Origin of the sequence: Oceanibium sediminis, from assembly GCF_003265325.1 — a bacterium.
Taxonomy (GTDB): domain Bacteria; phylum Pseudomonadota; class Alphaproteobacteria; order Rhodobacterales; family Rhodobacteraceae; genus Halovulum; species Halovulum sediminis.
Genome location: NZ_QGNX01000003.1, coordinates 309,115 through 322,178 on the forward strand (window position 1 = coordinate 309,115; position 13,064 = coordinate 322,178).

A 13,064-nucleotide genomic window follows, 5' to 3' on the forward strand; every position below is an offset into this window, starting at 1 on the left:
TAAAAAAGGGAGAACCGGAATGCTTATGAACAGACGACACGCCCTGGCGGCGATGGGCGGGGCCGCGGCTGCCGCGACGGGGCTGGCGGCCCCGGCGATTGCCAACACGCCGCTGGTGGTCGGCGCCCTGCGCCTGACCAGCCATGCGGGCAGCTACGTGGCGCTGGACCGTGGCTATTTCGCCGATGCCGGTCTGAACGTGGAGCTGCGCTTCTTTGACGCCGCGCAGCCGATGGCGGTGGCGATCGCCTCGGGCGACGTTGATTTTGGCATCACCGCGATGACCGGGGCGCTGATCTCGCTCGCGGATCGCGGGGCGGTCAAGGTGATCGGCGGGGCCCTGCAGGAAGAACCCGGCATCACCGGCCAGAAGTACCTGGTATCGGACGCCGCCTTCCAGGACGGGGTGACCACGCCCGCCGCCCTGGCCGGGCGTCGCTTCGCGATTTCGCAGGCCGGCTCGTCCTTCCACTACATGGGCTCGAAAATGGCTAAGGCCGAGGGGATCGACCTGGAGTTCATCCCGCTGCAGAGCGTGGGTAACATCATTAGCTCGCTGCGCTCGGGGCAGGTCGATGGCTGGTCCATCGTGCCCCATATCGCACTGGCGCTGGCAGGGTCGGGGGATGTCCATATCGTCGGCGACGTGGCCGATTACATCCCCGACTACCAGGTGACGACGGTGTTCACCTCTTCCGGGAACGCGGCGAACGAGCGGGCGATGACCGAAAGCTTCCTCTCCGCCTTCTCGCGCGGGGTGGCGGATTTCAACGCCTCCATGGTCGATGCCACTGAAGGCGACGCCGCCCGTGACGAGATGGTGCGCCTGATCCACCAGTACGTCTATACCGACCGCGAGTATGAGAAGGCCGCGCCCTCGATCATCAACGGCGCGATGCGGCTGACCCCGAACGCGGCGCTGAACGTCGCCTCGCTGAAGGACCAGCTGGACTGGTTCAAGGCCGAGGACCTGGTGGACCAGGACATCGCTTTCGAAACGGTGGTCGACAGCAGCTACGTAGAGTCGGTGTGATACCCGGCGCCGGGGCGGCGGGTTTGTCCGCCCCGGCCCTTCCATCCCCCTGAAAAGCAAGAAGGAAGCGGGCCACATGTACCTGTCCCTGCGCGGCCTGAGCCACAGCTATGGCACGACCGAGGTGCTCTCGGACATCTCCCTGACGGTGCCTTCGGGGCAGATCGTCTGCCTTGTTGGCCCGTCGGGCTGCGGCAAGTCCACCCTGCTTCGCATGGTCGGCGGGCTGGAACGCCCGGACCGGGGCGAGGTGTTGCAGGTCGGCGCCCCGCCGGAGGGGTGCCTGAACCCGCTGACCTTCGTGTTCCAGGATTTCGCTCTGCTGCCCTGGCGCACCGTGGAGGGCAACATCCGCGTCGTGCTGGAGGATCACCGCATCCGCCGTGAGCGTGCGAAGGAAATCGTGGCGGACGTGCTGGCACGCACGCGGCTGACGGATTTCGCCCGCGCCCTGCCGCGCCAGTTGTCGGGCGGCATGAAGCAGCGCGTGGCCATCGCCCGCGCGCTGGCGGTGAACCCCGCCGTGATGCTGATGGACGAGCCGTTGTCCGCGCTGGATGCGCAGACCCGCGAATTGCTGATGGACGACCTCGTTTCGCTCTGGTCGCGGGAGCCGTTCACGGCGCTTTACGTGACGCACAACCTGTCCGAGGCAGTGCGCCTTGGCCACCAGGTCGTGGTGCTCTCGCGCCGTCCGGGGCGTATTCGCGAGATCGTCCAGATCGACACCCCGCTCGCGGAACGCGGCCTCGGCAACCCGGAGCTGGAGCGTCACCAGAAACACCTGTGGGAGGTCATGCGCGACGAAGCCCGCGCCGCCGATGAGGAGCTGCTCGATGACTGAGGTGACAATGCCCGAGAAAAGCCGCGCCGTCCCCTTCCGGGGCGGCGGTTTCCGCCCCCGCCCGGTGCGCTTCGTCGGGCTCGGGGTGTTCGTGGTGCTGATCGCGCTGGTCGAATGGGGCACGCGCGCGGGTTGGATTTCCGCGCTGACGCTGCCACGCCCCTCGGACGTGCTGGCGACCTTTGGCGAGCTCTACCGCTCCGGCGCGCTCTGGGAGCATCTGTCGGTTTCGCTGGTGCGGCTGAGCGTCGGCTCGGCCATCGGCGTGTCCGCCGGGGTGGGCATCGGTATCCTGATCGGGCTGTTCTCGCTGATCCGCGCGGGGCTGGTGCCCTTGGTGGCGGCGCTGTTCCCGATCCCGAAGATCGCCCTGCTGCCGCTGTTCGTGATCTGGTTCGGCATCGACGAAGGTTCGAAATACGCGCTGATCGCGCTGGGCACCTTCACGCCCACGGTGGTGGCGACCTATGGCGCGGTGGACAACGTGGACCGCACACTGATCCGCATGGGCCAAAGCTTCGGCCTGTCCTGGCTGTCCATCGTGCGCAAGATCGTGCTGCCCGGCGCGATGCCCGGCATCCTGTCGGGGTTGCGGATCAGCCTGGCGATCGGGATCATCCTGCTGGTTGCCGCAGAAATGCTGGGCGCGACCCATGGCGTCGGGTCCTACATTCTTCAGGCGGGTTCGCTTTATGACCTTGAGCGTTTGTTCGCCGGGGTCACCATCCTGTCGGTGCTGGGGGTAACAGTCAGCGGACTGATCGGACTGGTGGAAAAGCGCGTGCTGAACTGGCGCGCCTGAGTCTGTTTGCCGCCCGTCCGGGTGCGGAACCCGGACGGGCGGCCCTGTGCAGGCCGGTTGGGGGGCCGGCCTGTACCGCGATCGGTGGGCGATCAGTGGGCGATCATCACGTGGCGCACGGCGGTGTAGTCCTCCAGCGCATAGATGGACATGTCCTTGCCATAGCCGGACTGCTTCAGCCCGCCGTGGGGCATTTCCGTGGTCAGCATGAAATGCGTGTTGATCCAGGTGCAGCCGTATTGCAGTGCCGCCGAGTATTCCATCGCCTTGCCGATGTCGCTGGTCCACACCGATGAGGCCAGCCCGTACTGGCTGTCGTTCGCCCAGTCCACCACCGGATCATCATCCGTGAAGCGGGTGACGGAGACGACGGGACCGAAGACCTCACGCTGCACGATCTCGTCCGACTGGAGCGCGCCTGCCACGACGGTGGGCTTGTAGTAGTAGCCCGCGCCGTCGTGCTGGGCGCCGCCGGTCGTGATCTCGATATGCTTCTGCTCGGCGGCGCGCTGCACGAAACTGTCCACCCGGTCACGCTGGCGGGGGGAGATCAGGGGCGGGATCTCGTTCAACGTGTCGTCCGCATTGGCATAGACGATGCTGGCCGCCGCGTCGGTCAGTTCCGCCACCAGCTTGTCGTAGATCCCCGCGCCCGCGTAGACGCGGCAGGCGGCGGTGCAATCCTGCCCGGCGTTGTAGAAGCTGAAGGCCTTCAGCCCCTCCACCACGCGGCCAAGGTCCGCGTCGTCCAGCACGATCACCGGGGCCTTGCCGCCCAGTTCCAGGTGGGTGCGCTTCACGCTTTTCGAGGCGGCCATAAGCACCTTTTTCCCCGTCGCCACGTCCCCGGTAATGGAGATCATGTCGACGCCCGCGTGGTTGATCAGCGTGTTGCCGACACTGCCGCCCTGTCCGACGATCACGTTGACCACGCCTTCGGGCAGGATGTCGGCCAGGATCTTCGCAAAGGCCAGCGCGGTCAGCGGTGTCTGTTCCGACGGCTTCATCACCACCGTGTTGCCGCCCGCAAGGGCAGGGGCCAGCTTCCAGGCCATCATCATCAGCGGGTAGTTCCACGGCGCGATGGAGGCGACAACGCCGATGGGATCGCGCCGGATCATGCTGGTGTGCCCGGCCAGGTAGTTGCCCGCCACCGGCCCGTGCATGTTGCGCACCGCCCCGGCAAAGAAGCGGAAGCAATCGGCGACGGCGGGGATTTCCTCGTTCCGGACCTCGTTGATGGGCTTGCCGCAGTTCAGCGCCTCCAGCCGGGCCAGTTCGTCCAGGTTCGCCTCGACCGCGTCGGCGATTGCCAGCAGCAGGGCGGAACGCTCACCCGGGGTGGTCTTCGACCAGCCCTTGAAGGCGGCGCGGGCGGCGCTGACCGCGCGCTCGATCTGGCCGGGGTCGGCCTCGGGCATTTGCAGGATCACCTCGCCGGTGCGGGGGTTGAGCACGTTTTCCGCCGTGTCGGTCCCGGTCTCGAACGCGCCGCCGATGAGCATGTTGGTTTGCATGGGTCTCTCCCTTTTGTCACTTGCCCTGGCCGGCGACCGTGTCGGTGCCGCGGGTGAGGTAATAGGCGCCGAGGATCGGCAGGAACGTCACGAGCACCACGACCATCGCCACCACGTTGGTGACGGGCCGCTGGCGGGGGCGGACCAGTTCTTCGAGCATCCAGATCGGCAGGGTCTGCTGCTGCCCGGCGGTGAAGGTGGTCACGATCACCTCGTCGAAGCTGAGCGCGAAGGCCAGCATCCCGCCCGCCAGAAGTGCTGTGGAGATATTGGGCAGGATCACGTAGCGGAAGGTCTGGAACGCGTTCGCGCCCAGGTCCATCGAGGCTTCGACCAGGCTGCCGCTGGTGCGCCGGAACCGCGCTACGGCGTTGTTGTAGACGACCACCACGCAGAAGGTCGCGTGGCCCAGCACGATGGTCCAGAAGCTGAACGGAATGTCCGCTAGGTTGAAGGCCGAGCGCAGCGAAATCCCGGTGATGATGCCCGGCAGGGCGATCGGCAGGATCACCAGCAGCGATATCGCCTCGCGCCCGAAGAAGCGGGTGCGCGCCACCGCGGCTGCGCACAGCGTGCCGAGGATCAGCGCGATCACCGTGGAAATCGCCGCGACGCGCAGGGAAAGGGACAATGCCTCCCAGACGTCGGGGCGCGCCCAGGTGACGCCGAACCACTTCAGCGTCAGACCGGGGGGCGGCCATTGGTAGCTTTTGTCCTCAGTCGTGAAGGCATAGGCGAAGATCAGCAGGATCGGCAGGTGCATGAACAGCAGCCCGGCGGCGGCCGCGATTTTCAACCCGAGGGAGGCGCGCTCAGAGTGCATCGAATGCCCCCATGCGACGGGCGACATACAGGTAGACGCCCATGATCAGGATCGGCACGACCGCGAAGGCGGCGGCCAGCGGGATGTTCCCCGCCGTGCCCTGGAACTGGTAGACGGCCTGCCCGATCATCCGTGCGGAGGTGCCCACGATCTGGGGAATGATGTAGTCCCCCAGCGTCAGCGAGAAGGTGAAGATCGACCCCGCCACCACGCCGGGCAGCGCCAGCGGCAGCAGCACGTGGCGAAACGTCTGCGCCGGGCGCGCGCCGAGGTCGCCGGAGGCTTCGAGCATGGAGCGCGGCACACGCTCCAACGCGGCCTGGATCGGCAGGATCATGAACGGCAGCCAGACATAGAGGAACACCAGGAACGTGCCCGTCCAGCTGACCGAAAGCGAGTTTCCCCCGACAACCGGCAGCGACAGGTAGGCTTCCAGCAGCCAGGTCAGGTGCAGCGTCTCGAACAGCCAGCTGAGGATGCCCTCCTTGGCCAGGATCAGCTTCCAGGAATAGACCTTGACCAGGTAGCTCGACCACAGGGGCAGCATGACGCCCAGGTAGAACAGCGCCTTCCAGCGGCCCCGCGCGTAGCGGGCCGCGTAGTAGGCCACCGGAAAGCCGATGATCGCCGCCGCTGCCGTGACGCTGGCCGCCATGGCGACGGTGCGCAGGATGATGTCCATGTTGGACGCGCGGAACAGCTCTCCATAGGTGCTGAGGGTCAGCTCGTAGCTGATCAGCCCGGAAAACGGGTCAATGGAGAAGAAGCTTTGCGCCAGCAGCGCGAACAGCGCGCCGAGGTAGATGACCCCGAGCCACAGCGCAGGTGGCAAGATCAGCAGCAGGATCAGCAGGCCCGGGCGGCGCCACAACAGGTCCGACATCCGGCCCATTGGGCCGGGCCGCGCAGGCGTGCCGCTGTGGGCCGTGTCAGCCATTGCCGCGCTCCATCAGGTGCAGCGCGTCCTCGTCCCAGCCGATGCGCACGCTGTCCCCGGTGGCGGGGACGGGCTGGCCCTTTTGCAGCAGCGCGGACAGGGGCGTGCCCGCCACGTCCAGCGTCAGCCGCGTCACCGCGCCAAGGAAGGCCTGCCCGGTGACGCGGGCTTCCAGCCCGCCTTCGGATTGCAGGTGCACCGCCTCGGGGCGCAGGCTGGCGTGGGCCTTTCGCCCGGTCAGCCGCGCGACCATCTCGGGGGGCAGCACGTTGGAGGAGCCGACGAAATCCGCCACGAAGGGGGTTTCGGGGCGGTCATAGATATCCTCGGGGCGGCCGACCTGCTGGATGCGCCCCTCGCTGAAGACGGCGACGCGGTCGGCCATGGACAGCGCCTCGCCCTGGTCGTGGGTGACGAAGACGAAGGTGATGCCGAGCTGGCGTTGCAGGCCCTTCAGCTCCACCTGCATCTGCTCGCGCAGCTTCAGGTCAAGCGCGCCCAGGGGTTCGTCCAGCAGCAGCACCTTGGGCTTGTTGACCAGCGCGCGGGCCAGCGCCACGCGTTGCCGCTGCCCGCCCGACAGGGCCGAGGGCTTGCGCTCGGCGTAGCCGGGCATCGCCACCATCTCCAGCGCCGCATCGGCGGCGGCATGGCGTTCCGCCTTGCCCATGCCCGCGATCATCAGCCCGTAGGCGACGTTGTCGCGCACGTTCAGGTGGGGAAACAGCGCGTAATCCTGGAACACGGTGTTCACCGGCCGGCGGTAGGGCGGTACCGTGGCGGAGGGCTTGCCGAAGATCTCGATCTCGCCCGCGGTGGGTTTCTCGAACCCCGCGATCAGGCGCAGGCAGGTGGTCTTGCCCGACCCCGACGGCCCCAGCATGGCGAAGAATTCGCCTTCTGCGACCTCCAGGTTGACGGCATCCACGGCGCGCACGGGGCCGTAATGGCGCGAGACCTTGCGAAAGGCGACTGCTGTTGTCATGGAACTTCCCGGTAGCGGCCCGCCGCGCGCGCCAAAGGCGCGGGGCGGGCCCATTGGTCTGGATCAGCGGCCGCCGATCACGCCGATGTAGTCGGATACCCAGCGATAGTAGGGCACGCACTCGCCCTGGCTTTCGCAGCTGCTCACCGGGGTCTGCCAGAAGCTGATCCGCTCGAAATCGTCGAAACCGTTGGTGGTGCAGCCCTCGGCGGTCTGCATGCCGCGCCCGTCGGTGCAGGCGGCGGGCACGGCGGGGTTCGCGCCGAACCAGACCGACAGGTCCGACATCAGGTTCGAGGTGAGCGTGTGCTCCATCCACATGTAGGAGCAGTTCGGGTTTTCCGCGTCCACATGCATCATCGTGGTGTCGGCCCAGCCTGTCGCGCCCTCTTCGGGGATGACGCTGGCGATGGGCGCGCCGTCGCCTTTCAGCAGGTTGACCTGGAACGGCCAGGAGCCGGAGGCGGCCATGCCCTCGTTCTTGAAGTCGTCGATCTGGATGAAGGCGTCATGCCAGTAGCGGCTGACCAGCGTGCGCTGCGTCCGCAACAGGTTCAGCGCGGCATCGTACTGGTCCTGGTTCAGCTCGTAGGGGCTTTCGATGCCAAGCTCGGGTTGGTGCGTCATCAGGTAGAGCGCGGCGTCGGCGATGTGGATCGGCCCGTCATAGGCCTGCACGCGCCCCTCGTTCGGCTGCCCGTCGGGCAGGTTCATCGGCTCGAACACCACGTTCCAGGAGGTGGGCGGGCTGTCGCCGAAAACCTCGGTGTTGTACATCAGCACGTTCGGGCCCCACATGTAGGGCACGCCGTAGTGCTGCCCGTCCACGTAGTACCAGGGCGCTTCCTTCAGGCGGTCATCGATGGTGTCCCAGCTCGGGATGAGCGAGATGTTCACCGGCTGCACCCGCTTGCCCGCGATCATCCTGAGCGAGGCGTCGCCCGACGCTGTCACGAGGTCGAAGCCGCCCTCGTTCATCAGCGCCACCATCTCGTCCGAGGTGTTGGCGGTCTTGACGTTGACCATGCAGCCGGTGGCTTCCTCGAAACCGGTGACCCAGTCGAACTCGGCCATCGTCTCGCCCCGCTCGATATAGCCGGGCCAGGCGACGATGTTCAGCGCGCCTTCGCCTTCGCCGATCTCGGTCATCATCTGGGCCATGGCCGGGGTCACCGCCATACCGACGGCGAGTGTGAGGGCAGTACAGGACTTCAGGACGGATTTCATCGGACTCTCCCCAAATTGGCGCATTGGTGCGCTTCGGGTTCAAGGATGCGGAGGAATCGGGATTATCGCAAATTCAATTATCAGAACGGTCGGTATCGGTTTTTCCGAACGAAAACCCTAGCGCTGCTTCACCTCGTGCTGGGCCTGCGCCACGGCTACGAACTCGCGCGCGGCGTCTGAAATCGCCGAGCCGCGCCGCCAGATCAGGCCCACCTGCACCACCGGCAGGGTGCCGGACACGTCGCGGCTGTGGATCCGGTCACCCTCCAGCGACCAGGGCCGGTAAACGAGGTCGGGCAGCAGCGCCACGCCCGCGCCGGTGGCGACCAGCGAGCGCACCGCCTCGACCGAGCGGGTGCGAAAGGCGATACGGGGGCGTTTTCCGAAGGCGGACAGGAGTTTGACCGCCTCCTGCTCCATTTCGTCCACGTCCAGAACGATAAGCTGTTCGTCCGCGACATCGGACAGGGCGATGCTTTGCTGGCGGTTCAGCGGGTGATCGATCGGCAGCCACAGCCGGAAGGACGACACTTCCAGGATCTCCGATTGCAGGGCCTGGGCGTTGCGCAGGTTGCTGGTGACCATCACCGCGACGTCCAGCTCGCCCCCGATGATCAGGTGTTCCAGGTATTCGGCCGTATCCTCGACCGCGGTGACATCGACATCCGGGTTCAGCCGCCGGTAGCGCGACAGCACGTCCGACAGCACGTAGCCCGCGGTGAGCGAGGTCACCCCGAGGTTCAGCCGCCCCGTGACCCGATGCGCCCCGGCCGAGGCGACGCGGGTGGCGTTGGCGACCTCGGCCAGGATGGAGATCGCGTGACGCAGGAACTGCTGGCCTTCGGGGGTGATCGTCATGCCGCGGGGCTGGCGGATGAACAGCTGCACGCCGAGGTAGGATTCCAGTTCCTTGATCGCCTCCGTCACCGCGCTCTGGGAAATCGACAGCGCCTGCGCGGCCTTGCTGACCGAGGCCTGGTTGGCGGCGGCGACGAAGTAGCGAAGCTGTTTGAGGGTCAGGGACATTGCGGTCCGATCTGCTGCGTTCAGCGCCGTTTGGCGCGCGGGGGGCTGGCCGCCCGTGTCGGTCCTTTCTAGGTCAGGTCCTTGTTTTGGCCAAAGGTTTTTCGCGCTGCCGCTGTGCCGGTGGCTGGAGACGCCCCCGCTCAGCCCTTGCGCACGGCCTCGGCGATGGCGTTGCCCGCCGCCACGCCCGAGGACCAGGCCCATTGGAAGTTGTACCCACCCAGCCAGCCGGTCACGTCCACCGCCTCGCCAATGGCGTAAAGGCCGGGGCAGGCGCGGGCCTCCATGGTGCGCGAAGACAACTCGGCAGTGTCGATACCGCCCGCGGTCACCTCCGCCTTGGCGTAGCCCTCGGTGCCGTTGGGGTGGAAGGTCAGCGCTTCCAGAACCTCTGCCGCGCGGAGCAGTTCCGCGTCGGGCACGTTGCCAAGCTCGCGGGTGATGCCGATGCGGGTCGCCAGCGCCTCTGCCAGGCGGTTCGGCAGGGCCTGGCCCAGCGCCGCCTTCAGGTGGCTGCGCGGCATGTCCCGCTTGGCAGCGCGCAGGTAGTCGGCGGCGTCCTTCAGCACTGTCAGCGTCACCGCATCCCCCGGCGACCAGTAGGAGGAGACTTGCAGTATCGCCGGGCCGGACAGCCCGCGATGGGTGAACAGCGCCGCTTCCTCGAACGCAACACCACCGACCCGCGCGATCGAAGGGCACGCCACGCCTGAGATCGTGCGGAACAGCTTGTCGTCCTCACCCAGGGTCAGCGGCACAAGGGCCGGGCGCGGCGTCACGACGCCAAGGCCGAAGCGGCGCGCGATGTCATAGGCGACGCCGCTGGCCCCCATCTTTGGGATCGAGGGACCGCCGGTGGCGATCACCAGCCGCGGAGCGGACGCGCCCGCCACGTAGAAACGCCCGTCGCGGTGGGCAAAGTCGCCGATCCCGGTGGACAGGCGGATATCGACGCCGCCACTGGCGCATTCGTCCAGCAGTATGGCCACGATCTGCCTGGCGGAGCCGTCGCAAAACAGCTGGCCCAGCGTCTTTTCGTGCCAGGCGATGCCGTGCTTTTCCACGAGTGCGAGGAAATCCCACTGCGTGTAGCGGCTGAGCGCGGATTTCGCGAAATGGGGGTTGTTGGACAGGAAGCATTCCGGCTCCACGCCCATGTTGGTGAAATTGCACCGCCCCCCGCCTGAGATCAGGATCTTCTTTCCCGGCTTGTCGGCGTGATCGATCACCAGCACCCGCGCCCCGGCCTGTCCCGCGGTGGCCGCGGCCATCAGGCCCGCGCCACCGGCGCCGAGGATGATTGCGTCATAGTCCATGCGGGGGCCTTCAGCCATCGCGCGCGGGATCGGCGCGCGGGCCCTGTCTAATCCCCGCGCGGCCCGTGGGCAATCACCGGCGTGGCACGCCAATGCCGGAGCGGCGCGCGCCTTTGCTCAGCGCTTGCGGCAGTACAGCTCAAGCTTGTGGTGCACGACGTCATAGCCCAGCTCTGCCGCGATCTCGGCCTGGAGCCTTTCGATCTTGTCCGAGTGGAACTCGACCACCGCGCCGGTATCCACGTCGATGATGTGATCGTGGTGCGGCGCGTCCGCCGTCTCGAACCGTGCGCCGCCGCCTTCGAAGGTCAGGCGGTGGACGACGCCGTGGTTCTCAAGCACCGACAGGGTGCGGTAGACCGTGGCGAGGGAGACGGAGGGATCCACCTGTTTGGTGCGGCGATGCACCTCATCCGCGTCGGGGTGGTCGTTCGCCTCTGCCAGGACGGACAGAATCGCCACGCGCTGGCGGGTGATCCGCATGCCGTCGGCACGCAGGGCGTCTTCCATGTCACGCAGGTGTTTGATCGCGGTATTGCTCATGGCGCGACTGTACAGCCGGTCGCTCGTCACGCGCAAGACGCTGTTGCAAGTCGTTCGCAATAACATTGACAGTTGCAAATCGTTCGCATAAGCAATTGCAACAGGGCCCCGGCGCCCTACATGAAAGACGACCGACCGACTTCCCCAGGCGGACGACCGACCGCCCGAAACGCAAAGGACCGTCCCGAATGACCGCTCAGACGCCGACCCGCCGCAGGATGCTGGCCAGCCTTCTCGGGGCCGGCTGTGTTCCGGCGCTTAGCGCTTTCGCAACGCCGCTTCGGGCGGCCGGGCCGGTGGCGCAGGTGGTGGCGACGACGGGGATGATCGGGGATACTGCCAGCGTCATCGGCGGCGCGGCGGTCGAGGTGCGCGCGCTGATGGGGGCGGGGGTCGATCCGCATGCCTATCGCCAGACGCGCACGGATATCCTGGCGCTGACCCGGGCCGACCTGGTGCTGTGGCACGGGCTTTACCTGGAAGCGCAGATGGAGGAGTTCCTGCTGCGCCTCGCAGACCGGCAGCCGGTGCGCGCGGTGGCGGAAACGGTGCCGAAGGACCGCTTGCTCGGGCATGAGGATTACGCGGCCCGCAAGGACCCGCATATCTGGATGGACCCGCGCCTGTGGTCGCTGGCCAGCGCGGAAATCACCGAGGCGCTCAGCGCCCTCGTACCCGATGCGGCCGAGGGGATCGCGTCGCGCGCCGAAACCTTCCAGCAGGATCTGGTCGCGCTGCACGACTATTCGCAGGACGCGCTCAGCGGCGTCCCGGCCGAGCGCCGCGTGCTTGTCACCGCACATGACGCGTTCCGCTATTTCGGCGTGGCCTATGACTTCGAGGTTTTGGGCATCCAGGGTATCTCGACCGAGTCCGAGGCGGGCCTCGCGCGGATCGCCGAGCTGGTCGAGCTGCTGGTCGCGCGCCGGATCGGGGCGGTCTTCGTGGAAAGCTCGGTCTCTGACCGCAACATCCGCGCCCTGATCGAAGGGGCCGCTGCTCGCGGGCACGAGGTGCGCGTCGGCGGAGAACTGTATTCCGACGCCATGGGTCCGGCTGGCAGTTACGAGGGCAGCTACCTCGGCATGATCGATCACAACGTGACGACGATCGCGGCGGCCCTTGGCGGCACGCCGCCGGACCGTGGGCGGCTGGGCCGCCTGAGCGTCGGATTCTAGGGAGGCACAGCGATGAACCTGACACTTGCAAGTGCGGACGGCGCGCGCCTCGGGCCAGAGATGGCGGCACTGGCGCACAGCCCGCTGGCGATCCGGGGGCTGACCGTGTCCTACGGCGAGAAACCGGCGGTCTTTTCCGTGGACATGACCGTGACGGCGGGCGCGATGACAGCGATCATCGGGCCCAACGGCGCGGGGAAATCGACGCTGCTGAAGGCGGCCCTCGGCATCGTGAAGCCCTTGTCGGGCAGCGTCACCGTCTTTGGCAAACCCCTGGCCGAGGCGCGGGGGCGTATCGCCTACGTGCCGCAGCGCGCCTCCGTTGACTGGGACTTTCCGACCCGCGTGATCGACGTGGTGACCATGGGCCTGTACCGAGAGCTTGGCCTGCTCGGCCGGATCGGCGCGGCGCACAAGGCGCGCGCCATGGCGGCGCTGGAGCGGGTGGACATGGACGGTTTCGCCACCCGCCAGATCGGCCAGCTTTCCGGTGGCCAGCAGCAGCGCGTCTTCCTAGCGCGCGCGCTGGCGCAGGGGGCGGACCTGTACCTGCTAGACGAGCCCTTCGCCGGGGTCGACGCCGCGACCGAGAAGGCGATCATCGCGGTGCTGAAAACCCTGCGGGACGAGGGGCGCACGGTGGTCGCGGTGCACCACGACCTGTCCACGGTGCGCGACTACTTCGAGCGGGTGGTGCTGATGAACGTGCGCAAGATCGCCGAGGGTCCTGTAGACGAGGCTTTCGTGCCAGAATACCTGCAAGAGGCCTACGGCGGGCGGCTGGCCACGGCGCAGATCGACCAGCTGTCGCTGGCCGGGGCCTGACGGGCCAC

At 67.2% G+C, this 13,064-nt stretch carries 13 protein-coding genes; 5 read left to right on the forward strand and 8 right to left on the reverse strand.

What is annotated here, in order from left to right; translation table 11 throughout:
- Window positions 1-19: 19 nt before the first annotated feature.
- The 3 genes from DJ029_RS09935 to DJ029_RS09945 all read left to right on the forward strand — a co-directional run bounded on the left by DJ029_RS09935 (window position 20) and on the right by DJ029_RS09945 (window position 2,679).
- Entirely contained in the window at window positions 20-1,033 is a 1,014-nt protein-coding gene (locus DJ029_RS09935) for an ABC transporter substrate-binding protein (protein ID WP_112322278.1), read from the forward strand.
- Between the two features lie 76 nt (window positions 1,034-1,109).
- The gene (locus DJ029_RS09940; protein ID WP_112322279.1) at window positions 1,110-1,877 is read left to right on the forward strand and encodes an ABC transporter ATP-binding protein; all 768 of its coding nucleotides are present in this window, start codon (window positions 1,110-1,112) and stop codon (window positions 1,875-1,877) included.
- Window positions 1,870-2,679 (forward strand): ABC transporter permease, encoded by an 810-nt coding sequence (locus DJ029_RS09945; protein WP_112322280.1) that lies wholly within the window; start codon window positions 1,870-1,872, stop codon window positions 2,677-2,679. Before DJ029_RS09940 ends, DJ029_RS09945 begins: the two co-directional genes overlap by 8 nt.
- A 92-nt stretch (window positions 2,680-2,771) precedes the next feature.
- Here DJ029_RS09945 and DJ029_RS09950 read toward each other — a convergent pair whose 3' ends face one another.
- The 8 genes from DJ029_RS09950 to DJ029_RS09985 form a co-directional block, all read right to left on the reverse strand.
- Complete coding sequence (locus tag DJ029_RS09950) at window positions 2,772-4,196, reverse strand: gamma-aminobutyraldehyde dehydrogenase (RefSeq protein WP_112322281.1); 1,425 nt, start codon at window positions 4,194-4,196, stop codon at window positions 2,772-2,774.
- A gap of 16 nt (window positions 4,197-4,212) precedes the next feature.
- The gene (locus DJ029_RS09955) at window positions 4,213-5,019 is read right to left on the reverse strand and encodes an ABC transporter permease (RefSeq protein ID WP_112322282.1); all 807 of its coding nucleotides are present in this window, start codon (window positions 5,017-5,019) and stop codon (window positions 4,213-4,215) included.
- Complete coding sequence (locus DJ029_RS09960) at window positions 5,009-5,956, reverse strand: ABC transporter permease (protein WP_112322283.1); 948 nt, start codon at window positions 5,954-5,956, stop codon at window positions 5,009-5,011. The genes DJ029_RS09955 and DJ029_RS09960 overlap by 11 nt, the downstream gene beginning before the upstream one ends.
- The gene (locus tag DJ029_RS09965) at window positions 5,949-6,941 is read right to left on the reverse strand and encodes an ABC transporter ATP-binding protein (RefSeq protein WP_112322284.1); all 993 of its coding nucleotides are present in this window, start codon (window positions 6,939-6,941) and stop codon (window positions 5,949-5,951) included. The genes DJ029_RS09960 and DJ029_RS09965 overlap by 8 nt, the downstream gene beginning before the upstream one ends.
- Window positions 6,942-7,004: 63 nt before the next feature.
- Entirely contained in the window at window positions 7,005-8,168 is a 1,164-nt protein-coding gene (locus DJ029_RS09970) for an ABC transporter substrate-binding protein (RefSeq protein ID WP_112322285.1), read from the reverse strand.
- Between the two features lie 117 nt (window positions 8,169-8,285).
- A complete protein-coding gene (locus DJ029_RS09975) occupies window positions 8,286-9,194 on the reverse strand; it encodes a LysR family transcriptional regulator (protein ID WP_112322286.1) in 909 nt (302 codons plus the stop codon).
- A gap of 140 nt (window positions 9,195-9,334) precedes the next feature.
- Window positions 9,335-10,510, reverse strand: a complete 1,176-nt coding sequence (locus DJ029_RS09980) for a BaiN/RdsA family NAD(P)/FAD-dependent oxidoreductase (RefSeq protein WP_112322287.1) — start codon at window positions 10,508-10,510, stop codon at window positions 9,335-9,337.
- Window positions 10,511-10,627: 117 nt separating this feature from the next.
- Window positions 10,628-11,053 carry a Fur family transcriptional regulator gene (locus DJ029_RS09985; RefSeq protein WP_112322288.1) on the reverse strand — a complete coding sequence of 142 codons (426 nt, stop codon included), beginning with the start codon at window positions 11,051-11,053 and terminating at the stop codon, window positions 10,628-10,630.
- A 188-nt stretch (window positions 11,054-11,241) separates the two neighbouring features.
- Between DJ029_RS09985 and DJ029_RS09990 the strand changes: the two genes are divergently transcribed.
- Together DJ029_RS09990 and DJ029_RS09995 are read left to right on the forward strand one after the other, a co-directional pair.
- Window positions 11,242-12,231, forward strand: coding sequence for a metal ABC transporter solute-binding protein, Zn/Mn family (locus tag DJ029_RS09990; protein WP_112322289.1), 990 nt, complete (start codon window positions 11,242-11,244; stop codon window positions 12,229-12,231).
- Window positions 12,232-12,243: 12 nt separating this feature from the next.
- On the forward strand, window positions 12,244-13,056 hold the full coding sequence (locus tag DJ029_RS09995) for a metal ABC transporter ATP-binding protein (RefSeq protein ID WP_112322290.1): 813 nt from the start codon (window positions 12,244-12,246) through the stop codon (window positions 13,054-13,056).
- The last annotated feature ends 8 nt before the right edge of the window (window positions 13,057-13,064 follow it).

What these genes read in the sequence shown, in the direction of transcription:
- DJ029_RS09935 (WP_112322278.1), top strand. Translation starts at nt 20, where the DNA reads ATGCTTATGAACAGACGACACGCCCTGGCGGCGATGGGCGGGGCCGCG.
- DJ029_RS09940 (WP_112322279.1), top strand. Translation starts at nt 1,110, where the DNA reads ATGTACCTGTCCCTGCGCGGCCTGAGCCACAGCTATGGCACGACCGAG.
- DJ029_RS09945 (WP_112322280.1), top strand. Translation starts at nt 1,870, where the DNA reads ATGACTGAGGTGACAATGCCCGAGAAAAGCCGCGCCGTCCCCTTCCGG.
- DJ029_RS09950 (WP_112322281.1), bottom strand. Translation starts at nt 4,196, where the DNA reads ATGCAAACCAACATGCTCATCGGCGGCGCGTTCGAGACCGGGACCGAC.
- DJ029_RS09955 (WP_112322282.1), bottom strand. Translation starts at nt 5,019, where the DNA reads ATGCACTCTGAGCGCGCCTCCCTCGGGTTGAAAATCGCGGCCGCCGCC.
- DJ029_RS09960 (WP_112322283.1), bottom strand. Translation starts at nt 5,956, where the DNA reads ATGGCTGACACGGCCCACAGCGGCACGCCTGCGCGGCCCGGCCCAATG.
- DJ029_RS09965 (WP_112322284.1), bottom strand. Translation starts at nt 6,941, where the DNA reads ATGACAACAGCAGTCGCCTTTCGCAAGGTCTCGCGCCATTACGGCCCC.
- DJ029_RS09970 (WP_112322285.1), bottom strand. Translation starts at nt 8,168, where the DNA reads ATGAAATCCGTCCTGAAGTCCTGTACTGCCCTCACACTCGCCGTCGGT.
- DJ029_RS09975 (WP_112322286.1), bottom strand. Translation starts at nt 9,194, where the DNA reads ATGTCCCTGACCCTCAAACAGCTTCGCTACTTCGTCGCCGCCGCCAAC.
- DJ029_RS09980 (WP_112322287.1), bottom strand. Translation starts at nt 10,510, where the DNA reads ATGGACTATGACGCAATCATCCTCGGCGCCGGTGGCGCGGGCCTGATG.
- DJ029_RS09985 (WP_112322288.1), bottom strand. Translation starts at nt 11,053, where the DNA reads ATGAGCAATACCGCGATCAAACACCTGCGTGACATGGAAGACGCCCTG.
- DJ029_RS09990 (WP_112322289.1), top strand. Translation starts at nt 11,242, where the DNA reads ATGACCGCTCAGACGCCGACCCGCCGCAGGATGCTGGCCAGCCTTCTC.
- DJ029_RS09995 (WP_112322290.1), top strand. Translation starts at nt 12,244, where the DNA reads ATGAACCTGACACTTGCAAGTGCGGACGGCGCGCGCCTCGGGCCAGAG.